The 23737-nt window shown below is 67.8% G+C and carries 23 protein-coding genes; 13 read left to right on the plus strand and 10 right to left on the minus strand.

Going from position 1 to position 23737, the window contains the following annotated elements:
• Window positions 1–7: 7 nt before the first annotated feature.
• Both infA and A4F85_RS09560 read right to left on the minus strand, forming a co-directional pair.
• Entirely contained in the window at window positions 8–271 is a 264-nt protein-coding gene (infA, locus tag A4F85_RS09555; RefSeq protein ID WP_012204971.1) for a translation initiation factor IF-1, read from the minus strand.
• Window positions 272–784: 513 nt separating this feature from the next.
• A complete protein-coding gene (locus A4F85_RS09560) occupies window positions 785–2173 on the minus strand; it encodes a GntP family permease (protein ID WP_016453662.1) in 1389 nt (462 codons plus the stop codon).
• Between the two features lie 208 nt (window positions 2174–2381).
• On the opposite strand from A4F85_RS09560, the gene A4F85_RS09565 reads away from it, so the two are divergent.
• The 8 genes from A4F85_RS09565 to A4F85_RS09600 all read left to right on the plus strand — a co-directional run bounded on the left by A4F85_RS09565 (window position 2382) and on the right by A4F85_RS09600 (window position 9608).
• On the plus strand, window positions 2382–2921 hold the full coding sequence (locus tag A4F85_RS09565) for a GNAT family N-acetyltransferase (protein WP_063326436.1): 540 nt from the start codon (window positions 2382–2384) through the stop codon (window positions 2919–2921).
• A 25-nt stretch (window positions 2922–2946) separates the two neighbouring features.
• Entirely contained in the window at window positions 2947–3735 is a 789-nt protein-coding gene (locus A4F85_RS09570; RefSeq protein ID WP_063326437.1) for a nucleotidyltransferase domain-containing protein, read from the plus strand.
• Window positions 3736–3862: 127 nt separating this feature from the next.
• Entirely contained in the window at window positions 3863–4852 is a 990-nt protein-coding gene (locus A4F85_RS09575) for a LacI family DNA-binding transcriptional regulator (RefSeq protein WP_063326438.1), read from the plus strand.
• Between the two features lie 79 nt (window positions 4853–4931).
• Window positions 4932–5969 carry an ABC transporter substrate-binding protein gene (locus A4F85_RS09580; protein WP_012204963.1) on the plus strand — a complete coding sequence of 346 codons (1038 nt, stop codon included), beginning with the start codon at window positions 4932–4934 and terminating at the stop codon, window positions 5967–5969.
• A complete protein-coding gene (locus tag A4F85_RS09585; protein ID WP_063326439.1) occupies window positions 5966–6823 on the plus strand; it encodes an ABC transporter permease in 858 nt (285 codons plus the stop codon). The genes A4F85_RS09580 and A4F85_RS09585 overlap by 4 nt, the downstream gene beginning before the upstream one ends.
• 119 nt (window positions 6824–6942) lie before the next feature.
• Window positions 6943–7710 (plus strand): ABC transporter permease, encoded by a 768-nt coding sequence (locus tag A4F85_RS09590; protein ID WP_043783412.1) that lies wholly within the window; start codon window positions 6943–6945, stop codon window positions 7708–7710.
• Window positions 7700–8761 carry an ABC transporter ATP-binding protein gene (locus A4F85_RS09595; protein ID WP_016448130.1) on the plus strand — a complete coding sequence of 354 codons (1062 nt, stop codon included), beginning with the start codon at window positions 7700–7702 and terminating at the stop codon, window positions 8759–8761. The genes A4F85_RS09590 and A4F85_RS09595 overlap by 11 nt, the downstream gene beginning before the upstream one ends.
• The gene (locus A4F85_RS09600) at window positions 8748–9608 is read left to right on the plus strand and encodes a phosphodiesterase (protein WP_063326440.1); all 861 of its coding nucleotides are present in this window, start codon (window positions 8748–8750) and stop codon (window positions 9606–9608) included. Before A4F85_RS09595 ends, A4F85_RS09600 begins: the two co-directional genes overlap by 14 nt.
• Before the next feature lie 26 nt (window positions 9609–9634).
• On the opposite strand, the gene A4F85_RS09605 is transcribed toward A4F85_RS09600, so the two are convergent.
• Window positions 9635–10864 carry an IPTL-CTERM sorting domain-containing protein gene (locus tag A4F85_RS09605; protein WP_063326441.1) on the minus strand — a complete coding sequence of 410 codons (1230 nt, stop codon included), beginning with the start codon at window positions 10862–10864 and terminating at the stop codon, window positions 9635–9637.
• 331 nt (window positions 10865–11195) lie between these two features.
• A complete protein-coding gene (locus A4F85_RS09610; RefSeq protein ID WP_012204957.1) occupies window positions 11196–11681 on the minus strand; it encodes a winged helix-turn-helix transcriptional regulator in 486 nt (161 codons plus the stop codon).
• A 114-nt stretch (window positions 11682–11795) separates the two neighbouring features.
• Here A4F85_RS09610 and A4F85_RS09615 point away from each other — a divergent pair, with 114 nt between their 5' ends.
• A complete protein-coding gene (locus A4F85_RS09615) occupies window positions 11796–13094 on the plus strand; it encodes a D-amino acid dehydrogenase (RefSeq protein ID WP_063326442.1) in 1299 nt (432 codons plus the stop codon).
• Window positions 13095–13151: 57 nt separating this feature from the next.
• Here A4F85_RS09615 and A4F85_RS09620 read toward each other — a convergent pair whose 3' ends face one another.
• On the minus strand, window positions 13152–14048 hold the full coding sequence (locus A4F85_RS09620; RefSeq protein ID WP_063326443.1) for a LysR family transcriptional regulator: 897 nt from the start codon (window positions 14046–14048) through the stop codon (window positions 13152–13154).
• A gap of 150 nt (window positions 14049–14198) precedes the next feature.
• On the opposite strand from A4F85_RS09620, the gene A4F85_RS09625 reads away from it, so the two are divergent.
• Complete coding sequence (locus A4F85_RS09625) at window positions 14199–15521, plus strand: arylsulfatase (RefSeq protein WP_063327938.1); 1323 nt, start codon at window positions 14199–14201, stop codon at window positions 15519–15521.
• Window positions 15518–16540, plus strand: a complete 1023-nt coding sequence (locus A4F85_RS09630) for a tripartite tricarboxylate transporter substrate binding protein (protein WP_063326444.1) — start codon at window positions 15518–15520, stop codon at window positions 16538–16540. Before A4F85_RS09625 ends, A4F85_RS09630 begins: the two co-directional genes overlap by 4 nt.
• Before the next feature lie 53 nt (window positions 16541–16593).
• Here the strand turns inward: A4F85_RS09630 and A4F85_RS09635 are convergent, their stop codons facing one another.
• The 3 genes from A4F85_RS09635 to nikR form a co-directional block, all read right to left on the minus strand.
• On the minus strand, window positions 16594–17310 hold the full coding sequence (locus A4F85_RS09635; protein ID WP_063326445.1) for a DUF4198 domain-containing protein: 717 nt from the start codon (window positions 17308–17310) through the stop codon (window positions 16594–16596).
• Window positions 17311–17320: 10 nt separating this feature from the next.
• The gene (locus A4F85_RS09640; RefSeq protein WP_231890515.1) at window positions 17321–19345 is read right to left on the minus strand and encodes a TonB-dependent receptor; all 2025 of its coding nucleotides are present in this window, start codon (window positions 19343–19345) and stop codon (window positions 17321–17323) included.
• Window positions 19346–19472: 127 nt separating this feature from the next.
• A complete protein-coding gene (gene nikR / locus A4F85_RS09645; protein WP_063326447.1) occupies window positions 19473–19961 on the minus strand; it encodes a nickel-responsive transcriptional regulator NikR in 489 nt (162 codons plus the stop codon).
• Window positions 19962–20206: 245 nt separating this feature from the next.
• On the opposite strand from nikR, the gene A4F85_RS09650 reads away from it, so the two are divergent.
• The gene (locus A4F85_RS09650) at window positions 20207–20566 is read left to right on the plus strand and encodes a hypothetical protein (RefSeq protein WP_063326448.1); all 360 of its coding nucleotides are present in this window, start codon (window positions 20207–20209) and stop codon (window positions 20564–20566) included.
• On the opposite strand, the gene A4F85_RS09655 is transcribed toward A4F85_RS09650, so the two are convergent.
• Window positions 20559–22112, minus strand: coding sequence for an MFS transporter (locus A4F85_RS09655; RefSeq protein WP_063326449.1), 1554 nt, complete (start codon window positions 22110–22112; stop codon window positions 20559–20561). The two genes, A4F85_RS09650 and A4F85_RS09655, sit on opposite strands and share 8 nt — an antisense overlap.
• A gap of 139 nt (window positions 22113–22251) precedes the next feature.
• On the opposite strand from A4F85_RS09655, the gene A4F85_RS09660 reads away from it, so the two are divergent.
• Entirely contained in the window at window positions 22252–23139 is an 888-nt protein-coding gene (locus A4F85_RS09660; RefSeq protein WP_063327939.1) for a LysR family transcriptional regulator, read from the plus strand.
• Between the two features lie 19 nt (window positions 23140–23158).
• Here A4F85_RS09660 and A4F85_RS09665 read toward each other — a convergent pair whose 3' ends face one another.
• Complete coding sequence (locus A4F85_RS09665) at window positions 23159–23659, minus strand: DUF2938 domain-containing protein (protein ID WP_063326450.1); 501 nt, start codon at window positions 23657–23659, stop codon at window positions 23159–23161.
• Between the last annotated feature and the right edge of the window lie 78 nt (window positions 23660–23737).

A 23737-nucleotide genomic window follows, 5' to 3' on the forward strand; every position in this document is an offset into this window, starting at 1 on the left:
GCGGGCTTCAGCGGCGCTGCGGAGGACGCGGGCCCGGTGCGCCGGAGCGTTGCTCGATGTGGCGGAACGTGAGGCGACCCTTGTTCAGGTCATAGGGCGACATTTCAAGCGTCACCTTGTCGCCGGCCAGCACGCGGATGCGGTGCTTGCGCATTTTTCCGCCGGTATAGGCGATGAGCTGGTGGCCGTTTTCCAGCGTTACGCGGAAGCGGGAATCAGGCAGCACTTCGTCTACCCGGCCTTGCATTTCGATCAGTTCTTCTTTAGCCAATGGGACTCCTGTGAGTACATGTTGAAAGGGTTGCGTCGCCGCAAGTTGCTGGTGCAGCACCATGCTGCGGCCTTGGGCCAGCGCAGGATGACCGCTGCACGCAGGCAGCGGAGCATCGAAAAAGGGAAAAAGAGGACCCTGCAGGTGGCAGGGAGAGTGCGGACCCGGGAGGTGGGTTGGATTCGCGTGGTGCTCGCCGTTGAGAGTGACAGTTGCGGACCTCGCCACAGGCTTTGTGACAGTGGGCGGCTAACGGCAGCCCGGAGACCGCGAAGGTGTCAGACGGGCACTGAGGAGGCGAACAACAAGGACAGCACCTCCATCAGTATAGGTGAATTGCCGGCCGCGCGTTGAAGCGGCGCCGGGTACCGCACCTGTACGGGGCGGCATTTTCCCTGTCGCGACTGGGGCAATTCGCAGTCGAACCGGAAGTAGCGCCCTCTCTTGGTGGTTGCCGCGGCATCGAAGCGGCCGCAGGCGGCCCGCCTCATGCCTTTCACTCATGCCTTTCACCTATCCCAGCTTGGGCAGCAGATTGAACAGCAGCACCATCAGCAGGCCCACAAAGGACACGATGGACTGGACCACGGTAATCGTCTTGGTGGCCTCGCCCATGCTCATGCCGAAGGACTCCTTCACCATCCAGAAGCCCGCGTGGTTGGCGTAGTTGAAGAACAGCGAGCCGCAGCCGATGGCCAGCGCCAGCAGCGGCACGTTCAGCGAAGGATCGGAGGCCGCCAGCGGCGCCAGCAGGCCCGCCGCGCCGACGATGCCCACGGTGGCCGAGCCGGTGGACACCGACAGCAGCATGGCGATCATCCAGCCCAGCACCAGCGGAGGCAGGGCGAACTGCTGGGTCATGTGGACGATGGCATCGCCCACCTTGGCGCTGGTCAGGATCTGCTGGAAGGCTCCGCCGCCCGCAATGATGAGCATGATGCCGGCGATGGGCTTGAGGCTCTGGCCCAGCGCGTCACGCAGCTTCTCGGCATCGGCGCCGCGCAGATAGCCCAGGGTGATGGAGGCAAACACCACGCCCAGCAGCATGGCCACCAGCGGATTGCCCAGGAAGGCCGCCGCATGCAGCAGGCCCGAATCCTTGGGCAGAAGCACCTCGGCCAGCGCATGCACCAGCATCAGCAGCGCGGGCAGCAAGGCGCACAGCACGCCCATGCCGATGCTGGGCGCACTGCCCTCCCCGCCTTCCTTCTTGCCTGATGTGAACTGCTCCAGCAGGGCTGCATCGGGGCGCGTGCTCATGCGCGGCGTGATGAAGGCGCCGTACAGCGGGCCACCCAGCACCATGGCGGGAATCACGGCCAGAAAGCCGTACAGCATGGTCGGGCCGACCGTGGTGTGCAGCGTGGCAATGGCGGTGAGCGGGCCGGGGTGCGGCGGCACCATGCCGTGCATGGCGGCCAGCGCGGCGATCACGGGCACGCCCACATAGACATAGGCCGATCCCTTGAAGCGCTCATTGCTTTCCAGCTTGCGCGCCACGCTGAAGATCAGCGGCAGCATGACCACCAGCCCCACCTCGAAGAACATGGGAATGCCGATCACGAAGGCCACCAGGGTCATGGCCCAGGGAATCATGCGCTCGGACGTGCGCTGCAGGATGGCACTGGCCAGCCGCTCCGTGGTGCCGGAGTCCGCCAGGATCTTGCCCAGCATGGCGCCCAGGGCAATCACCACGCCCACCGCGCCCAGCGTCTTGCCGGCCCCGTTGGTGAGGTTCTTGACGATCTCGCCCGGCGCCATGCCGGTGGCAAAGCCCACGCCGATGGAAACCACCAGCAGCGCCAGCAAGGGATGAAGACGGATGCGCGAGACGATCAGCGCGACCAGGACCAGCACGCTGGCCAGCGCGATGAGCAGCAGTTGGGTATCGAATGAAGACATAGGAAGCTTGGAGTTGTGATTCTTGGCGTTGGAGCCCGCCTGCGCGCTTGCGGCATGCCGCAAGCGGTAGGCAGTTTCCAATCGCTACAAATCGTATGCCTGGGCCTGTCGGCGGGTTGTAGGTTTCAGGCTTGTTCACAGAGTTCGCGCTGGCGCCGGTCCACAATCGTGCCTGCCGGGCAAGCCCGGTGCTGCCATCCCGGAACCCATGCGCATACACCATCCCCCCGTACCGGAGCTGCCCGGAATCTCCCTTCGCCAGGTCGAACGCTCGGACATCGGTGCCTGGTACGCCTACCTGAGGCTGCCCGCCGTCACCGAGCACACCAGTTGGAACCTCGCCTCAGGCGACGAACTGCTGCCGCTGTTCGATGCGTTCGAGTCCCCGTCCGCCGACTCCCAGCGCCGCCTGGCCGTCGTCGATGCCCGCAGTGGCCGGATGGTGGGCAGCATCGGCTTTCACACCATCTCCGGCGTGAACCGCACCGCCGAAATCGCCTACGACCTCGCCCCGGAATACTGGGGACGCGGCATAGCCAAGGCCCTGTGCGCGACAGTGACCCGATGGGCCTTTCAGGAATACGGCTTCATCCGCATCCAGGCTGCGGTGCTGGAGTCGAACCAGGCCTCGGCCAAGGTCGTGCAGGCCTGCGGGTACCGGCATGAGGGGCTGCTGCGTTCGTTCAGGCTGGTTCGCGGAATGCCCAGGGACTATGCGCTCTACGCGCGGCTTGCAGCAGACGAATGAGCGGGCGACGAGCCCAGGCATCCCCATGCACTCCTGCAGCGATCCTCACGCGACCCGCACTCTGGACCTCATCCCCAACGATCCTGTCCAGCCCGAGTTCCAGCGCCTGGTGGACGATGCGCGCGCAGCCATCGCCAGCGCCCTCGGCGAGGCGCTGGACAGCCTCTACCTGTATGGCAGCGTGGCGCGCGGCTGCGCGAGGGCGGGCTTCTCGGACCTGGACCTGACGGTGGTGCTGGTGCGCTCCCTTAGTGGACAGGAGAGCGCCCGGCTGGAGCAGCTGCGCCAGGACCTGCAACTACGCCACAAAGAAGTCGTGAAGATCGATTTCGACCTGGGCACTCGGCAAGAGGTGCTGGACCCGGCCCATCTCTACAGCTGGGGCTACTGGCTCAAGCATGAGTGCCGCTGTATCCACGGCGCGGACCTGGCGCAGCAGTTTGAGGCGTTCGAGCCGTCCAGGGCGATTGCACAGGCCGTCAATGGCGACTACGTGCAGGTGCTGAACGACTACCTGCAGCGCATTGCTGCAACCCGGGACGACACGGAGGCCTTGCGCCTGCAACGCGAAGCCGCACGCAAGCTGATCCGGGCCACCAATGTGCTGCGCCCCTGCTCAGGGGGCTTCTGGCCGCGCACGCTGGAGGAGTTCGCCGATTGCTTTGCGCAGCTCCATCCGGAAATGGCGCAGTCCATGGTTTTCTTTCTGGCGCAGGCAAGGACGCCCGAGGCACCCAGAGCTCGTTTCAACGCAGAGCTTTCGGCCTTCATCAGCTGGATTCGGCGCCAGCGGGCTGCATCTACGGCAGTCTAGGTACCGGGCAACGCCAGGGCCCCAAGCCGCCAAACGCCTGGCTGCCACAAAAGCTTCAAATCTCCGTCACCGCACCGTCACGCGCAGCGGGTGCAATGTAAACGTTTTCAAGAAATCGTTTACATCCATGAGCATCACCGAGGTTGCACGCCGCGCGGGACTGTCCGTCGCCACTGTTTCGCGGGTTTTCAATTCGCCGGAGGTGGTCAATGCGCAAACGCGCAGCACGGTGCTGCGCGTGGCGCAGGAAGTGGGCTATGTGGCCAATGCCAGCGCCCGCACGCTGCGCACGCGCAGCAGCAAGGTGCTGGGCGTGGTGCTGCCCACGCTCACCAATCCGGTGTTTGCCGAGTGCCTGCAGGGCATTGCCTCGCAGGCGGCGCTGCGCGGCTATGCGATTTCGCCCTGCACCACCGAATACGACCACGCCGGTGAAGACGCGGCCACCACGCGGCTGCTGGCCAGCGGGGTGGATGCGTTGGTGCTGGTGGTCTCCAATCCTGGCGATTCGGCGGCGCTGGCGCGTGTGCGCCAGGCCGGCAAGCCCTATGTGCTGGCCTATCACCACACCCATGAGCATGCCTGCGTGGGCGTGGACAACACGGGCGCCGTCAGGGAGCTGGTGCTGCGCCTGGCTGCGGCAGGCCACAGCCGCATCGGCATGGTCACGGGCCAGTTGCAGGCGTCCGACCGCGCCCAGCAGCGCTGCCGCGGCTATGCGCTGGGCATGCAGGCCGCAGGCCTGTCGCCGCTGCCGGTCTGGGAGGTGCCCTTTGCCGCCACCGCCGTGCAGATGCTGCAGCAGCACCTGAGCGAGCAGGCCCCGCCCACGGCCATTGTCTGCAGCAACGATCTGCTGGCGATACGCACCATCCGCGCGGCATCGCTGGCCGGGTTCCGCGTGCCTGCGGACCTGAGCGTGGTCGGCTTTGACGGGATTGCCATGGCCGGCGATCTCACGCCTTCGCTGGCCTCGATTTCCCAGCCCAACCACGAGATCGGCTCGGCCTGCGTGCGCCTGCTGTGCGATGCGCTGGCGGACAAGAAAAACCTGGCCGCGCAAGACAGCCTGTGCCTGCCGCATGGCTGGCGCAGCGGCGAGTCCTGCCGGCTCTGAAACCAACAACAGCGGCCCGCTCAAGCCAAGGCCGCGCCCTTCCCTTCCCCACGCTCCCCCACCTCTTCGAGTACGCACCATGAAACTGACTGCCCTCCCCTTCAAGCTCTCCTTCAAGCCCTCCTTCAAGCGCCTGGCCCTGCTGGCCGCCACCACCGCCGTCTGCGGCACGGCGCTGGCCCAGAGCGCCATCTGCTACAACTGCCCGCCCGAATGGGCCGACTGGGGCACGCAGATCAAGGCCATCAAGGCCGATACCGGCATCACCGTGCCGCCCGACAACAAGAACTCCGGCCAGTCGCTGGCCCAGCTGGTGGCCGAGAAGGCCAGCCCCGTGGCCGATGTGACCTACCTGGGCGTGACCTTCGCCATCCAGGCGCAGAAAGACGGCGTGGTTGCCGCCTACAAGCCCGCCAACTGGGACCAGATTCCCGCCGGCCTCAAGGACCCCAAGGGCGAGTGGGTGACCATCCACTCGGGCACGCTGGGCTTCATGGTCAACAAGGCGGCGCTGGGCGGCAAGCCCGTGCCGCAGTCCTGGGCAGACCTGCTCAAGCCCGAATACAAGGGCCTGGTGGGCTACCTGGACCCGGCCTCGGCCTTCGTGGGCTATGTGGGCGCCGTGGCCGTGAACCAGGCCATGGGCGGCACGCTGGACAACTTCCAGCCCGCCATCGACTACTTCAAGAAGCTGCAGAAGAACGAGCCCATCGTGCCCAAGCAGACCTCGTATGCGCGCCTGCTGTCGGGCGAGATCGGCATCCTGCTGGACTACGACTTCAACGCCTACCGCGCCCGCTACAAGGACAAGGCCGACGTGGACTTCGTGATCCCCAAGGAAGGCACCGTGGTCATGCCCTATGTGATGAGCCTGGTGAACAAGGCGCCGCACACGGACAACGGCAAGAAGGTGCTGGACTATGTGCTGTCCGACAAGGGCCAGTCCATCTGGGCCAACGCCTACCTGCGCCCCGTGCGCGACGTGGCCCTGCCCAAGGAGGTGGCCGGCCATTTCCTGCCCGCCAGCGAGTACGCACGCGCCACCTCGGTGGACTACCAGAAGATGGCCGATGTGCAAAAGGGCTTCTCCACGCGCTACCTGCGTGAAGTGCGTTGAGCCAGGCGGACTGCATCGTGGGCATTCCCTCCCAAGCGCCAGGCGACTGGCGCGCCCGCGCGCTGCTGCTGGCCTGCAGCGCGCCGGCCGTGGCCTTCTTCGCGGCGTTCTGGCTGCTGCCGGCCGGCCTGCTGCTGGCGTTGCCGGCGCGTGAAGGCTGGCGCACCTACTTCGCCACGCTGACCGACGCGCTGTACCTGCAAAGCCTGCTGCAGACGCTGGCCCTGTCGCTGGCCGTGACCCTGGCCACGCTGCTGATCGGCGCGGTGATGGGCATTGCGCTGGCGCGCCACCGCTTCACGGGGCGCGGCCTGCTGCTGTCGCTGCTGACGCTGCCGCTGTCGTTTCCGGGCGTGATCATCGGCTTTTTCATCATCCTGCTGGGCGGGCGCCAGGGCGCGCTGGCCGACCTGTCGGTGGCCCTGGGCGGCGAGCGGATCACCTTCGCCTACGGGCTGCTGGGCCTGTTCCTTGGCTACCTGTACTTCTCGCTGCCGCGCGCCATTGCCTCCTACACGGCAGCGGCCGAGGCGCTGGACCCGCACCTGGAAGAGGCCGCGCGCTCGCTGGGCGGCAATGGCTGGCGCGTGGCGCGCGATGTGTGGTGGCCGCAGCTGCTGCCCACCACGCTGGCCTGCGGTGCCATCGTGTTCGCCACCTCGGTCGGCGCCTTCGGCACGGCCTTCACGCTGTCGAGCAAGTTCGAGGTGCTGCCCATCACCATCTACAACGAGTTCACCAACTACGCCAACTTCGCCCTGGCCGCCAGCCTGTCGATCAGCCTGGGGCTGATCACCTGGCTGGTGCTGTGGCTGTCGCGGCGCTGGGCGGGCCCGGCCGCCTCGGGAGTCTGAACATGCTGACCACACAAAAAAATAGCCCCCACGCTGCCCTTGCAGCGCAAGGTCCGCTGCCCCCCGAAGGGGCCGCTTTTTGCCTTGGGGCGGCCCGGCGGCCAAAAATGCCGCCGCTGATGTGGCTGGTGACGGCCACCGTCACCGTGTTCATGCTGGCGCCCATGCTGCTGTCGGTGCTGGCCGGGCTGGTGCAGAACTACGGCCAGGGCCTGGCCAGCGGCTTGACCACGCGCTGGCTGGCCGAGGTCTGGGCCGGCTACGGCAATACCGTGCTGATGTCGCTGCTGCTGGCCTGCGCCTGCGTGGCCATGACCTTGGTGCTGGGCGTGCCCTGCGCCTATGCGCTGGCGCGCAGCCGCTCACCCTGGGCCCGGCATTTCGAGGAGCTGCTGACGCTGCCCGTGGCCATTCCGGGCCTGGCCAGCGCCCTGGCCCTGCTGCTGGCCTATGGCAGCGTGGCCGCCTTCCGCCAGAGCTTTGCCTTCATCCTGGTGGGCCATGTGGTGTTCACCCTGCCCTTCATGGTGCGCATGGTGGGCTCGGCGCTGCGCCGCCAGGAGCTGGTGGCGCTGGAGGAGGCTGCGCGCAGCCTGGGCGCCTCGTTCACGCAGCGCTTCCTGGGCGTGCTGGTGCCTGCCGTGCTGCCCGCCATCGTGGCCGCCTGCCTGATGGTGTTCACCCTGTCCATGGGCGAGTTCAACCTGACCTGGATGCTGCACACGCCGCTGACGCGCACCCTGCCCGTGGGCCTGGCCGACAGCTATGCGTCCATGCGCATCGAGGTGGGCTCGGCCTACACCCTCATCTTCCTCATCGTCATCCTGCCCGTGATGTGGCTGCTGCAGGCGCTGGGGCATTTCATCGAGAAGCATTATGGAAAGTAACAGCGTCGCCATCGACATCCGGCAATGCGCCAAGACCTATGCCGACGGAACGCGCGGCCTGCAGGCCACCGACCTGCGCGTGGAGCCCGGCGAGGTGCTGGCCCTGCTCGGCCCCTCGGGCTGCGGCAAGACCACGCTGCTGCGCATCATCGCGGGGCTGGAGACGCCGGATGCGGGCAGCCGCATCGCCTTCGGCGACACCGACGTCACCCGCGTGCCCATAGAAAAGCGCCAGGTGGGCATGGTGTTCCAGCACTACGCGCTGTTCCCGCAGATGAGCGTGCAGGCCAACATAGCCTACGGCCTGCGCATACGCGGCGTGTCCGAGCAGGAGCAGCGCCGCGTGGTGGGCGAACTGGTGGATCTGGTGCGCCTGAACGGCCTGGAGCACAAGCGCCCGGCCGAACTGTCCGGCGGCCAGCGCCAGCGCGTGGCCCTGGCCCGCGCCGTGGCATCGCGCCCGCGCGTGCTGCTGCTGGACGAGCCGCTGACCGCGCTGGACGCCAAGCTCAAGGAAACCCTGCGCGACGAGCTGGCCCAGCTGCTGCGCCAGCTGCGCATCACCGCCGTCCATGTCACGCACGACCAGCAGGAGGCCATGGCCATTGCCGACCGCATGGCCGTGATGCAGGCAGGCCGCATCCTGCAGGTGGGCGACGGTGAGAGCCTGTACCGCCGCCCGGCCCATCCCTTTGTCGCCACCTTCCTGGGGCGCGTGAACCAGGTCGAACGCAGCGAAGACGATGCGCGCAGCAACCGGCTGGCGCTGGCCGGCATGGAGCTGGCCTGCCCGGCCGAATGCACGGGCGCGGCCCGGCTGCTGCTGCGCCCTGAAGACATCGAGGTCTGCGCCGCCGGCACGCCGGGCGCCGTGCCCGCATCGGTGGCGCGCCGCGTCTTCCTGGGCGACCGCCTGCAGCTCACGCTGGAACTGGCGGGCCACACGCCGCTGATGGCCGACGTGGCCCGCGACCACGCCGCGCAATCGGGCGACCGCGTGGCCTTGCGCATCGCCCCCCACCAATGGATGCCCAACCATGCCCACGCCTGAAACCCTGCGCCCCTCCATGACCACCTTCCTGGCCCAGCTCACCGACCTGCATATCCGCGAACCCGGCCGCCTGACCTACCGCCGCATCGATACCGCCCAATACCTGGAGCGCACGGTGCAAAGCGTGCTGGCCCTGCCGCAGCAGCCGCACGCCGTCGTGATCACCGGCGACCTGACCGACTTCGGCAGGCCCGCCGAATACGCCCACCTGCGCAGCCTGCTGGCGCCGCTGGGCGAGCTTCCCATCTACCTGCTGCCCGGCAACCACGATGACCGCGACGCGCTGCGCACCGCCTTTCCCGAGCACACCTGGCTGCGCAGCGAAGGCTTCATCCAGTACGCCGTGGACATCGGCGATCTGCGGCTGATCGCGCTGGACACCGTGGTGCCCGGCCACAGCGAGGGCGCGCTGTGCGAGGAGCGCCTGCAATGGCTGGACCTGCAACTCACCGCCAGCGAAGGCCGGCCCGTGGTGATCGCCATGCACCACCCGCCCTTCGAGACCCTGATAGGCCACATGGACAAGATCGGCCTGCTGCAGGGTGCGCAGGCGCTGGAAGACCTGGTGCGCCGCCACCCCAACGTGCAGCGCGTGATATGCGGCCACCTGCACCGCAGCATCCAGGTCGCCTTCGGCGGCACGGTGGCCATGACCTCGCCCGCGCCCGCCCACCAGGTCTGCCTGGACCTGGCACCCGATGCGGCATCGGCCTGGACGCTGGAGCCGCCGGGCTTCATGCTGCACGCCCTGCCGCACGGCGGCCGACTGGTCAGCCATGCCGTGGCCAGCGGGCAATTCGACGGGCCGCATCCGTTCTGGGATGCGGACGGGCGGTTGATCGACTGAGCCCGAGCCGGCGCGCCCTGGCCGCGTCAGCGGCCCGCGCCGACCCGCTGCCGCCGCCCCAGCCCCATCCATCCGATGGCTGCAGCCAGCAGGCTCAGGACCACAAGGGCTGTGTGCTGCAGCGTCGGCACGGGGGTCACCTGGCCACCGCCGGGGGGAGCCGCCACCGTATTGATGGACGCGGAAGCCATGCACGGCACCGTTCCCACGACCTGCCCTGCTTGCATGCACTGCACCGACGGGTCCCCGGCATTCACGGTGGCCACATTGGTAATGGTTGCGGGCGCCGGGTTGGACACGCTGGCCATCACGGTGAAAACCAGCGAGTCTCCTGCCGCGAACACGGGCACCGTGACCGCCAGCGATCCGGAGCCTGACGCCACGGGACATGGCGTGCTGGCGCCGGGCGTACAGATCCAGGTGGCGCGCTCCAGGCCGGCAGGCAGGCTGTCGGCAATCTGCGCCTGGGTGGCGGCCACGGTCCCCGTATTCCTGACGGTGATGGTGTAGCGCACCTCCTGCCCCGCCTGCACCTGGCCTGCGGGCGAGATGCTGTGGGTCAACGACAGGGCAGGATGCACGGCCTCCCTGTGCCAGGACATGACGTTCTGGTTTTGCACGGGCGCCCCGGTCCACGCAACGGACACGCCGTTGCCGGGTATCTCGTAGGTCCCCAAACAGGTGTCGCTTTCCCCCGAATAGCTGACCTGCTGGGATGTTTCCGAGAACAAGGAAGCGCACATCGCGTTATTCATGGCACCCACCTGTTCTGTGGCCATTTCAAACCGGCTGAGCATATCCACATCATTGGGAGATCCACCCGGGCCAATTTGATTGATGGAGCGGTGCGGATTGTTTCCCGTCAGCCAGCGTTGAAGGTGGATTCTGTTTCTCACGATATTGGACCCACTGTCCGTGGAAACCCTGAAAATGAATGCGCGCACATCCGGATCGGAACTGCTGTAGGCGTTCAATCCGTCCGAGAAACTATAGGAAGTCACCAGCGCCCTTATTTCGCTCTCGTCCAGATTGGGCTGCAAGGGTGCGGCCGTTTCAAACCAGCCGGCCAGGCGGGCGGTCCTCGGAAAATCCTGGCATGAGCCGTGAGACCCCAGGGGACAAGCCGTGCGATCCTGGAAATCCGAGTAGGAGGTTCTCATCTCCCCGTAGTAACGGGTCACTTGCGCGCTGGCGGGGGGGCAGGCCGAGAGTGCTGCGCCGGCCATCAAGGCAGCCATGAGGGCGTGATTTTTCATAGAACTCCCAGTGATAGATAGATTTGCGCTATCAAGGTATCACTGGTATTGAACTTTAAAAATCACCAATCCCCTACAGCCACCATCCAATGACAAATATTTGCAATCCCGCCATTGGAATTGAACTCCAGGTTGTCGTCCTGCCTACTTTTCAACGGAGAACGCGGATGAATGCCGAACTGCATAACACCCCATCTACCCCCAATATCTTTTTTGATTGGAATGCACAATACCCAATTTGAATCGAATCTATTGTGACAAACGTTTCAAACAGTAAATGACAGTGATGAATGGCGGTAGATGCGAACCTGGAACGCAGAGGACGGCTCCCTCACCGATCCACAGGCAGCGCCAGCGTCTCCTTGACCTCTTCCATCACCACATAGCTGTGCGACTCGGCCGGCACGGGCAGTTTCTTGAGGATGTCGCCCAGCAGGCGGCGGTACTCGCGCATGCCGCCCAGGCGGGCCTTGACCAGGTAGTCGAAGCTGCCCGATACCAGGAAGCACTCCAGCACGTCGGGCACGTGCAGCAGTTCCTGGCGCACCTTGTCGAAGACCTCGCCCGACTTGGACGAGAGCTTGATCTCCACGAACACCAGCAGCGTCTTGCCCAGCGCCTCGGGCGACAGATGGGCGTGGTAGCCGGTGATCACGCCATCGCGCTCCAGGCGGCGCACGCGCTCCGAGCAGGGCGTGGCCGAGAGGCTGACCTGCTCGGCCAGTTCGGTCATGGAGATGCGGCCGTCCCGCTGCAGGATGTCGAGGATCTTGCGATCGGTGCGGTCAAGCACGCGGTTTTCACTTTTGGCGGCCATGGCGGCGATTCCCGGGGCTTATCAATCACTGGAGAGTAGCAATATTTCAGTGGTTTCCACTGCCTCATCGTCAATAGACTTTGATTTCATCTTGTTGACCTGGCGGTGAATCGTATGAAAGTCCTTGTTCTTGGCGGCGGTGTCATCGGCGTGACCAGTGCGTACTACCTGGCGCGGGCCGGTGCCGAGGTCACGGTGCTGGACCGGCAGGATGCGCCCGCGTCCGAAACCAGCTTTGCCAACGCAGGCCAGGTCTCGCCCGGCTACTCCACGCCCTGGGCGGCGCCCGGCATTCCGCTCAAGGCCCTGAAGTGGATGCTGCAGGAACACGCGCCGCTGGCCGTGCGCCTGGACGGCAGCCTGTTCCAGCTGCGCTGGATGGCGCAGATGCTGCGCAACTGCTCGGCCCAGCGCTACGCCGTCAACAAGGAACGCATGATGCGCGTGGCCGAGTACAGCCGCAGCTGCCTGCAGCAGTTGCGCGCCGACACCGGCATCGCCTACGAGCAGCGCACCGGCGGAACGCTGCAACTGTTCCGCACCCAGGCCCAGCTGGACGCCGTGGGGCGCGACGTGGCCGTGCTGCGCGAATGCGCCGTGCCCTTCGAGCTGCTGGACCGCGACCAGCTGGCCCAGGTGGAGCCCGCGCTGGCCCAGGCGCGCGACCGGCTGACCGGCGGCCTGCGCCTGCCCAAGGACGAGACCGGCGACTGCCACCGCTTCACCAACGAGCTGGCCCGCATCGCCACCGGCCTGGGCGTGGAGTTTCGCTTCAACCAGAACGTGGATGGCCTGGTGGTCGAAGGCGGCCGCATTGCCGGCGTGCGCGTCAATGGCGAACTGCTGACCGCCGACCGCTATGTGATGGCCTTCGGCAGCTACTCGCGCCAGGCGCTGGAGCCGCTAGGGCTGGACCTGCCCGTGTACCCCGTCAAGGGCTATTCGCTCACCGTGCCGCTGGGCAACCCGGCGCTGGCGCCGCAGTCCACCGTGCTGGACGAGACCTACAAGATTGCCGTCACCCGCTTTGACGACCGCATCCGCGTGGGCGGCATGGCCGAGCTGGGCGGGTTCGACCTGCGCCTGGACCCGCGCCGCCGCGCCACGCTGGAGCTGGTGGTCAACGACCTGTTCCCGGGCGGCGATGTGGCGCGCGCCAGCTTCTGGACCGGGCTGCGGCCCATGACGCCGGACGGCACGCCCATCATCGGCGCCACGCGCTACTCCAACCTGTTCCTGAACACCGGCCACGGCACGCTGGGCTGGACCATGGCCTGCGGCTCGGGCCGGCTGATCGCCGACCTGATCACCGGCCGCAGCCCGGAAATCAGCACCGACGGCCTGGCCCTGGACCGCTACACGCACCGGCCGGCCCGGCACCTGGGGGGCAGCTCCACGCCCGTGTCCGCCTGAGCGCAAGACACCTTGAACACTTGAGGCCGGCCTGCACCGGCCCTGCTGAACGTGCCGCTACCCCAGCGTCAGGTCCCGCAGCGCGGACATCAGCGGCGACCAATGGGCCTTGGGGTGGCTGATGAGAAGCCAGCTGCGGCGCGTGCGCAGCTCGGGGATGGGCAGGGACTGCAGGCGCTCGGGATTGCTGCGCAGCACATGGCTGGGCACGTAGCACAGCAGGTCGGTCTGGCCCACGATGTCGATGGTGGCCTCGGTGTTGTGCTGGATCTCCAGGGCCACGGTGGGCGCGCCCAGGCCCTGAGCCGCGAAGGCCTCGTCCACCACCTTGCGCACGGCGGCGCCCGGTGCCGGCAAGGCCCAGGTGTAGCCCTGCAAATGCCCGAACCTCAGGCCCTGCTCCAGCGCCAGCTGGAACAGCGGGTGGCGCGGCCGTGCGGCGGCCCATAGCTCGTCCTCGCCGATGACCACCTGGGCGCAGCGCGTGGCATGGCCCGGGTAGGACGGCACCACGGCCAGGTCCAGGCTGCCGCCGAGCAGCGCGCGCTCCAGGTCGTCGGACTTGCCCACGGTCAGCCGCACGCGCAGGCCGGGGCGGCGGCGCAGCAGCTCGGCCACGGCCCGGGTGGCGCGGCTTTCCGAGGTGGCCTGCGTGAAGCCCAGGCGGATCAGGCCCACATGCTGGGCCTGGATGTCGCTGGCGGCGCGCATCGTCTCCTCATGCCGCCGCACCAGTTGGCGTGCGGGCTCCATGAACAGCTGGCCGCTGCTGGTCAGCGCCACGCCATGCGTTCCGCGCGTGAACAGGGCCGCTCCCACGCCCTGCTCCACGCGGCGCACGATCTTGGAGACGGCCGGCTGGGTCAGTTGCAGGGCAGCGGCCGCACGCCCGAAATGGCCATGCTCGGCCACGGCCAGAAAGCAGGCCAGCTCGTTATAGGCAAATCCCGTCATGCCATTCCTTGTCAACGAAGAAAAACGAGAAAGCTTGCTACCTTGCCGAGCAAAGCCATTCCGGATGTGCATCGATTTTCGCTGGTTTGGTTATCACCAAGACAGGGCTTGTGGCTAGAGTTTTGGCATGGAAACTTTTTGAGCCACATCATGAACCCACCAAACATCGTGCTCATCGTCGCGGACAACCTGGGCTGGGGCGAGCTGGGCTGCTACGGCGGCGGTGCGCTGCGCGGCGCACCCACTCCGCGCATCGACCAGCTGGCCTGCGAGGGACTGCTGCTGCAGAACTTCAACGTGGAAAGCGACTGCGTGCCCACGCGCTCGGCCCTGATGACGGGGCGCCACCCCATCCGCACGGGTGCCCTGCAATCGGTGCCGGCCGGGCTGCCCCAGGGCCTGACGCGCGGCGAGACCACGCTGGCCCAGCTGCTGTCCGCCCAGGGATATGCCACGGCGCATTTCGGCAAATGGCATCTGGGGGACATTCCCGGCCGTTATCCCTCGGACCGGGGTTTCGACGAGTGGTACGGCATTCCCCGCACCACGGACGAAAGCCAGTTCACCGCGACCACGGGCTACGACCCTCTGGTGGCACCCCTGCCCCACATCATGGAAGGCCGCGCAGGCGCGCCCTCGGACGATGTCAAGGTCTACGACCTGGAATCGCGGCGCAACATCGATGCCGAGCTGGTGGAGCGCTCGCTGGACTTCATGCGCCGCAACCACGCCCGGGACCGCCGCTTCTTCCTGTACCTGCCCCTGGTGCACCTGCACTTTCCCACGCTGCCGCATGCGGATTTCGCGGGCCGCACCGGCCAGGGCGACTTTGCCGACTCCATGGTGGAGATGGACCACCGCGTGGGCCAGATCTCGGACGAGATCGACCGGCTCGGCCTGCGCGAGGACACCCTGTTCATCTTCTGCAGCGACAACGGCCCCGAGTTCCGCCAGCCCTACCGCGGCACGGCCGGCCCCTGGCGCGGCACCTACCACACGGCCATGGAGGGCAGCCTGCGCGTGCCCTTCATCGCACGCTGGCCGGGCCGCATCCAGGCCGGGCGCACCAGCAATGAAATCATGCACGTGACCGACATCTTCTCCACCCTGGCGGCGGTGGCGGGCGCTGCCGTGCCGCAGGACCGGCCCATCGACGGCCTGGACCAGACGGCCTTCCTGCTGGGCGAGCCCCGGTCCGCGCGCGAGGGCTTTCTCTTCTACATCAAGGACCAGCTGCGGGCCGCGAAGTGGCGCGACTGGAAGCTGCATTTCTACTGGGAGCCCGAGGTCAACGAGAGCAAGGGCAAGCTGGAGTCCCCCTACCTGTTCAACATCGTGCGCGATCCCAAGGAGGAGCATGACGTGCTGATCTTCAACACCTGGGTGCTCAACCCCATGCTGACCATGGTCCAGCGCTTCAACGAAAGCTGCAAGGCACACCCCAACACCGCGCCCGGCGCCCCCGACCAATGACCTGCGCACCCCTACCCGCCCCGCAGGCCAGCGGCCGCCTGCCGACCACCCGCCGCCATGCACTGCGCCCCCTGGCCGCCGCAGCCCTGCTGGCCCTTGCACTGCCCACGGCCCGCGCGGCCGATCCCCCGGCGCACGCGCCGCAGGGCAAGCCCATCACCTGGATCGTGGGCTTTGCGCCCGGCGGCAGCCTGGACGTGCTGACCCGCCATGTGGCCCGGCAACTGGAGGCCAGGGCCGGTGTCAGCGTGGTGGTGGAGAACCGGCCGGGCGCCTCGGGCGCGATCAGCCTGCAGGCGGCAGCGAAGGCGCCTGCCGATGGCCTGACCCTGGTCTCCGTTCCCGGACCGCAGCTGTCCGGTCCACGCCAGCCCGAGGTGGGCCGCGAGTTGACCGCCGTGGCCGTGATGGCCCGGGGCGCCATGGTGCTGGTGGGCCCGGCCCCGGGTGCGGCCGGCAGCCTGGGCGAACTGGTAGCCGCCATGAAAGCCAAACCGGGCCAATGGAGCTACGCCAGTTCGGGCACGGGCACCTCCCAGCATCTGGCCGGCGAACTGCTCAACGCCCTGGCGGCCACCAGCATGGTGCATGTGCCGTACAAGGGCGGCGGGCAGGCCGTGACCGATGTGGTGGGCGGGCAGATCCCCCTGGCCATGCTGGGCGTGACGCCCGTGCTGCCGCACATCCAGTCGGGCCGGCTGAAGGCCTATGCCGTGACCAGCGCCACGCGCATAGACAGCCTGCCTGATGTACCGACCATGCGCGAGGCCGGCGTGCCCGGCTACGAGGCCACCCAGTGGTATGCCGTGGCCGTGCCCTCCGGCACGCCCCCCGAGCGGCTGGCCCAGCTCAACCAATGGATCAACCAGGCCATGCAGTCGCCCGAGCTGCGCCCCACGCTGCAGGCCGCCGGGGCCGTGGCCACGCCCATGTCGCTGCCCGAGATCCAGCGCTTCATGTCCCAGGACAACGCCAAGTGGAAGAAGCTGGCCGCAGACCGGCGCCTGGCGCTGGACTGACCCCACAGCGCCGGGCCGCGCCAGGCCGGGCCGGGCCGGGCCGCCAGCCCCTTTCAATGCGCCGAGAACCCCAGCAGGTATTCGTAGCTGAGGCTGGTGGTGCGCGCATCGCCTGCCACGGGCAGGCGCACGATGGCCAGCAGCTGGTTCATGCCGGCACGCGGTGTGACGGTCACCAGGCCGTCGGCATCGGTTGCCAGTGGCGGGCCGCTTTCTCCCAGCGACACGCGCACGCCGACCCGGGGCTGGCCGTTCAGCAGCACCTGGAATTGCTGGGGCTCGCCCGCGTGGGGCGAGCGGCGGGTCTTGGCGATGATCTCCAGGGTCTGGCCCAGCTTCTCGCGGGTGACCGGGCCCCATTCGAGGATGGTCTTGTGGAACTTGAGCGCATGCACGCCGCTGGTGGCGCCGGGGTTCTCGGTCATGGGCTTTTCGACCATCGGCCCCTCGCCCACGCGGCTGAAAAATCCGTTGTCGAAATGCGCGGCCAGCAGCGCAGCCTTGCGGGCCGGCGTGGCGCGGGCGCCGCCGGGCACGGGCTGCACGGCCACGTCGATGCGGCGGCCGCGCGCGTCATAGGCCTCAACGCTCTTGAGCTTGCCGGCCGCAAAGTTCTCCAGCTGGCCCTCATGGCCGCCGAATTGCACGGTGTAGGCGCCGTCGGCATCGGGCTCCAGCCAGACGTTGTGGGCCTGGGCCAGCGGCGCGCAGGCCAGCAGGACCACGAATGCGGCGGTTGCAACGGACGCGAAACAGGGGTTGGATTTCATTTTTTCCTCCTCAAAACTGTGTCTGCACGCCGACCTTGAGCGTGCGCGGCGCGCCGGGCGCGAACAGCGGCACGCCGCGGATGACCGAGGCCGAGGTGGCATAGGCCTTGTCCCCCAGGTTGGAGATCACGGCATAAATGCGGCTGCGCGCCGAAGGCAGGCGCCAGCTCAGGCCCAGGTCCCAGGTGGCGTAGCCGCCGTAGAACAGGCTGTTGTCGGCCGTGACGGCATAGCGGCCCACGCGGCGCCAGGTGAGCGTGCCCTCCCACTGCGCCAGCGGGCGCCAGGCCAGGCCCACGGTGGCGGTCTGCCGGGGCACGCCGGCCACCTGGTTGCCGACCAGGGCCGGGTTGCCGTTTTCGGTCACGCGCGAATGGGCGCTGCCCCAGGCCAGTTGCAGGTCCAGGTTCTTGCGCACCGCCCACAGCGCGCTGGCCTCCACGCCCGTGCGGCGCGTGGCGCCGAAGTTCTCGTACACGCCAGGCGCCACGTTGCGGATCTCGCCCGAGGACTGCAGGCGATAGGCGGCCACATCCAGCGCCAGGCCCGGCACGGGCTTGATCTGCGCGCCCACTTCGGTCTGCCGGAAGATGTTGGGATCGAGCCGCGCGGCGCCCAGCGCGTACTTGGCGAAATCGCTGGCCAGCGCAAACCCTTCGGACCAGCTGGCGCGCAGCAGCACGCCCGGCGCCACCTGCGAGCGCAGGCCCAGCTTGGGGCTTGCATGCGCCGTGCGCGCCAGCGGGCCACAGGGGTCGCTGCCCGTCTCGGGGCCATTGGGACGGCAGCCGCCCGTGAAGCGGTCCCAGCGCAGGCCGGCGGACAGCTGCAGCAGGCGGTGGATGGGCGCATCCACCTCGGCAAAGGCCGAGAGGGTGTTGAGCCTGGAATTGCGGTCGTCAATGGCCGCGCCCGTGCGCTCGCGCCATTGCAGGCCGTCGTAGAACTGGTAGTCGGTGGACTCGCGCACGGCCTCCAGCCCGGCCACCCAGTTGAGCGGGGTCAGCGCCGTGACATGGCGGCCATTGAGGCTGGTGCCGGCGCCGTAGACGGCGCGGTCATAGCTTTCCTCGCGCTGGCGCCACTGCAGTGCGTCGATGGGCCGGCTGAACCAGCGCGTGAAGCTCTGCTGCGTGGTGTAGGCATGGCCCAGCCAGGTCAGCCGTGGCGAGAGCGCGTACTGCACATCGGCGCGCAGCGTGGCGAAGTTCTTGCGCGTGCCATCGTTCATGGCGCGCGGATCGATGCCATGCGGATCGCGCGCGAACTGCCCCGCTGTCAAATACGACGGCGAATCGCCCTCGCCGTGGTGCAGCCGTGCCGAAAGCGCCACCTCCAGCTGCGACGTGAGCCGCTTGCTCCAACGCAGGGATGCCGTGCTGCGCTGCATTTGCGACTGCGCGCGGAAACCGTCCGTGCGGTAGTGCTGGGCCGCCAGGTTCAGGAATTCGCCCTCCCCCGGCTTCAGCCCCAGCGCCGCCTGAGCGTCCAGCGTGCCATGCGAGGCCAGGCTCACGTCGGCCTCGCGGTAGGGGGTGTAGTCGCCCTGCTTGCGCGTCTCTATCGCCATCAGCCCCGCGCGGTTGAAGTTGCCGTACAGCGCGGACACGGGACCCTTGTAGATGCTGATGCGCTCCATCTCCAGCGGCACGATCACGCCCAGGTCCACATAGCCGTCGGCATGCGACATGGCCTCGTTCAGGGGAATGCCGTCCAGCACTACGCCCACATCGCCGCCATGGCCCCCACCGCCGAAGCCGCGCATGACGATGGCATCGCCCACGCCGGACAGCTGGTAGTTCTGCACATTCATGCCCGGCACCTGGCGCAGCAGCTCCTGCGGATGGCTGGCATGGGCGTTGGCGATGTCCTCGGCCTCGATCACGCTGGTGGTGTAGGCGGCCGAGGCGCCGCGCGCGGTCTGGCCCTTGACCTCGACGGGCTGCAGGCTGGGCGAGGCATCCGTCGCCTGCTGTGCACCAGCCTGGGGAATGGCGGCCAGGCCCAGCAGGCCGGCCGCCGCAATCTGGTGCAAGGCGCAGGGCCGAGAAGGAAATTTCAGAGGATGTGTCATGCGGGTCCAGGAGTTGTATGAAGAAAAAAGCAAACTTCATACCGACCTGCGTGACGGAGGCTGGGCAAGGCGCCCGCCCTGGCTTCAATCAGTCGCCGTGGGCGTGTGAATGGGGATGTGGATGCGGATGGGAATGGGGATCGGGTTGCGCGTGCCCATGCCCGCCAGGCTCCCCCCGGCGCGCCATCACCACGTTGAGCTGGCCATGGTGCACGCCGCGCTCGGCCGTGATGGTGTCGGCAAATCGCCGCACGGCGCTGGCCGGGCCGCGCAGCATCACCGTCTCTATGCACTGCTCATGGTCCAGGTGCACGTGGGTGGTGGCCATGTGCAGTTCGTGGTGGTCATGCTGCAGGCTGGCCAGGCGCTCGGACAGGTCGCGCTCGTGGTGGTTGTAGACATAGGACAGGTTGGCCACGCACAGGCCGTCGGCGTCCTCGCGCTCGCGCACCTGGGCCAGGTGGGCGCGCAGCACGTCGCGGATGGCCTCGGAGCGGTTGTCGTAGCCGCGCGCGGCGATCCATGCGTCGAAATCACGGGCCAGGTCGTCGTCGATGGAGATGGTGAAGCGTTCCATGGGCAGCAGAAGTGGGGAAACAGGTGGCGGGAACAAAAAAGGTCGGCATCACGCAGGATGTGCCGGCCATTGTCCGGCCATCCAGGCCGGTGCCCTGCATGCAACACCCGCGCCAATCACTGTCGGCGCAGGCTGGCAATAGCGACAAACCACCACGGTCATGCTTTGTTCACATTCGCGCAATATCCGGTTACCCTGATCGAGGTTGCGCAGTGCGCACCGTCGATCGCTGAAAGGGGCGCGGCATGCAGTATTCATTCGATCAGCTTCTGGACATGCTGCTGTCCCTGCTGGAGGCTGCGCCCGCCTGTTCCTCGCGCGAACAGTCCTTCGAGCAGCTGCGCACGCTGTGGCTTCAGACCCACACCTATTTCGCGGCCCCCGAGACCGAGCTGCGCCGCATCAGTACACGCCGGCTGGAAGACTTTCACGGCTGGAAGGACCTGGACAAAGACCCCTGCTACCTGGACCACGATCCCGGCAACGGCAGCGCCCTGCGCATCTACCTGCACCGCGATGGCGGCATGGTGATACAGCGCCTGCAGGGCGATGGCCGGCAGATCCTGTTCTCGCGCCTGGGCGTGCAGTTGCAGCCTGCTAGCTGAGCCTGCGCCCGGCCTGCGGGGCCAGTTGCTCCGGGGAAGACACGGCCCGGCCCTTGCGCTCCAGCAGCCACAGAACGGCCAGCGCCGTGACCACCGCCAGCCCCGCCAGCAGCAGCAACAGATCGTGGAAGGCCGCGCCGTACACCTGCGCAAGCAAGCCGCCCTGCCCCGGCAGCGCCTGGGCGGCGCGCGCCAGATCGGCCTGGGCCAGTTGCCCGGCCATCTCGCGCCGCAGGCCCGCATCGGGCGACAGCCCGCCAAGCTGCCCCTCGACCAGCACCGACAGCACGGCGCCCGCCACGGCCAGGGCCACGCCGTCCGCCGAGATGCGCACGGTGTTGAAGATACCCGTGGCCATGCCCACGCGGTCTGGCGCCACGGTGCTCACGGCCAGCCCGTCCATCAGGCCCCAGGGCAGGCCAATGCCGGTGCCTATCAGCAGCAAGGGCAGCGCCAACGCCGGACCGGCGCCCTGCCCGAAGGCAGCCGCCAGCCACCACAGGCCCGCCGCGGCCAGCAGCAGACCGGCCGCCGACAGCCGGCCCGGGCTGATCCAGCGCGCCAACAGGCCCACCAGCAGGGCCGCCAGCAGCGGCACCACCAGCAAGGGCGCCGCCAGCCAGCCCATCATGCGGCCCGCCGCCAGCGGGCTGAGGCCCTCCACGCCGATGAAGCGCCCGGGCAGCATGACCACCAGAGAGATGAACAGAAACGCCGGTGACGCCGCCAGCAGCTGCACGCCCAGAAAGCGCGGCTGCGAAAACAGCGACAGATCCAGCAACGGACGGGCCACGCGCCGCTGCACCGCCACGAAGACCACGAACAGCACGGCGGACAGCGCCAGCGGCCCCAGCACCTCGGCATGGAGCCAGCCGCGCTCGGGCACCATCAGCACGCCGTAGGTGAAGCCGCCCAGGGCCAGGGTGAACAGGACTGCGCCCAGCCAGTCGGGCCGGTCGGCAGACACGGCTTCATCGCGCCGCGCGCTGGCCATCACCATGGGCAGGCCCAGCAGCGCCACCAGCCCCGTCCCATGGAACACCCAGCGCCAGCCCAGGCTGTCCACCATCAGGCCCGACACCCAGGGGCCGAAGGCCAGGCCCAGGCCAAAGGTCGTGCCCAGCAGGCTGAAGGCCCGCATGCGCGCTGCGCCCTCGAACAGCGGCGCCAGCGAGGACATGGCCGCCGCAAAGGCCACCGCACCGCCCAGCCCCTGCAGCAGGCGCAGCCCATCGGCCCAGCGCAGATCGGTTGCCAGGCCCACGCCAAAGCTCAGCAGGCCGAACCAGGCCAGCCCCAGCAGCCACAGGCGGCGCCGGCCATGGATGTCGGTCAGGCTGCCGGCCACCATCATGGCGCTGCCGTAGCTCAGGATGTAGGCATTCATGATCCAGCCCAGCTGGGAGGGCGTGCCGCCCAGGTCGGCATGGATGGAAGGCAGGGCCACGGCCGGGCCCGTGAAGCTCAGGGGAATCAGCAGCCCCGTCAGGCAGACGGCCAGCAGTTGCAGCCATTTGAGGGGGTTGCCGCGAGAGAGGGAAGACATGGTTTGTGCGCCATTTCAAGAAACGACCGCCAGCGTAGGCCTGTCTTCATCTGAGATAATCCATCTTCATTTCTGAACACTTGAGACACTAGAGTCTCAAATCATCTTCTTCACACACCTCTTCACACAGCACATGGAAATAGACAGCCTGGGCAGCATCGGCCTCTTTGTGCGCGTGGCCGAGCGGCTGGGCTTCTCTGCCGTGGCGCGCGAGCTGGGGCTGTCGCCCTCGGCCGTGGGCAAGGCCGTGGCGCGGCTGGAGGAGCGCCTGGGCGTGCGCCTGTTCAACCGCAGCACGCGCACGCTGGCACTGACGGCCGAGGGCGAACGCTTTCTGGAGCGGTGCCGACGCATCCTCTGCGAGGTCGAGGCCGCGCAGCAGGAACTGCGCCATGCGGGCGAGCGACCCCAGGGCCGGCTCAAGGTCAGCCTGCCCCGCCACTGCGGTTTGTTCGAGCAGGCGCTCTCGGACTTTCTGCTGGAGTACCCCGAGGTCGAGCTGGACCTGAATTTCTCGGACCATCTGGTCGATGTGATCGGCGACGGCTTTGACGTGGCCATACGCGCCGCGCCGTTGCAGGACTCGGGCCTCAAGCACCGGCGGCTGGGCGGCTTCCGGCGCGTGCTGGTGGGCTCGCCCGCTTATTTCCAGCGCCATGGCAGGCCGGTGCAACCTGCCGACCTGGTCCGCCACCAATGCCTGCACTACCGCTATCCGGCCACCGGCCGGCTGGAGCGCTGGCCCTTGGGAAATGACGACGACACTGCCCCGCCCGCGCTGCCCTCCAGCGTGGTCTGCAACAGCGTGGAGATGCGCATCTTCCTGGCGCTGCGCGGCCAGGGCATTGCCTGCCTGCCGGACTTCACCGTGGCCCGCCAGCTGGAGCAGGGCCTGCTGCAGACCGTGCTCGACCCGTTCACCGCCAACGCCCAGGGCACGGTCTGGATGGTCTGGCCCCCGGGCCGCGACCTCTCGCCCAAGGTCAGGGCCTTTCTCGAATTCATGGCGCACAGGCTGTTTGCCTGAACCGGGTCAGCGCATCCGCTCAGCCCCTCAGTTGCGAGACGGCCCAGGCCGCGATGAACAGGCCCAGGCCGAACACCGTGTGCGCCATCAGGCTGCGCAGCCGCGCCACGGCGGGCTTGGGTGTCTTGCAGGCAAACAGCCCCGCCCCCATGCACGGCTGCAGCGCCAGAAAGGGTGCGGCCACGGTGAACACGCCCCAGGCCAGGGCCGGCCACAGCGTGGGCGCCCGGGCCCAGCCCTCACCCGCCAGGGCCAGCAGGGCCGCCGCAAAGGCGATGCCGATCGCATAGTGCGCCACCCAGCCCAGGGCCTTCTCACCCGCCACCGGCGCGGACCGGCCGATGCCGGCATGCACCAGCCGGCCGCGCGGCAGATGGCCCAGCCAGCGGCCCACCATGGCGTAGTCCAGCGAAGGCACGCCCCACAGACGCTGCAGCAGCAGCGCCCACACATCCATCACCAAGGTCGCGCCTGCGCCCGTCAGCACGGCGCGCAGCAGGAATTCCGGCACATCCAGCATGTCTCTTCACTCTCTTGCAGGTTTGCAGCGGCCTCCTTGGATGCCACCGCATGCACAATGAACAATACATTCAATTAA

This window comes from Delftia sp. GW456-R20, from assembly GCF_001622915.1.
In the GTDB taxonomy this organism is placed as follows: Bacteria; Pseudomonadota; Gammaproteobacteria; order Burkholderiales; family Burkholderiaceae_C; genus Comamonas; species Comamonas acidovorans.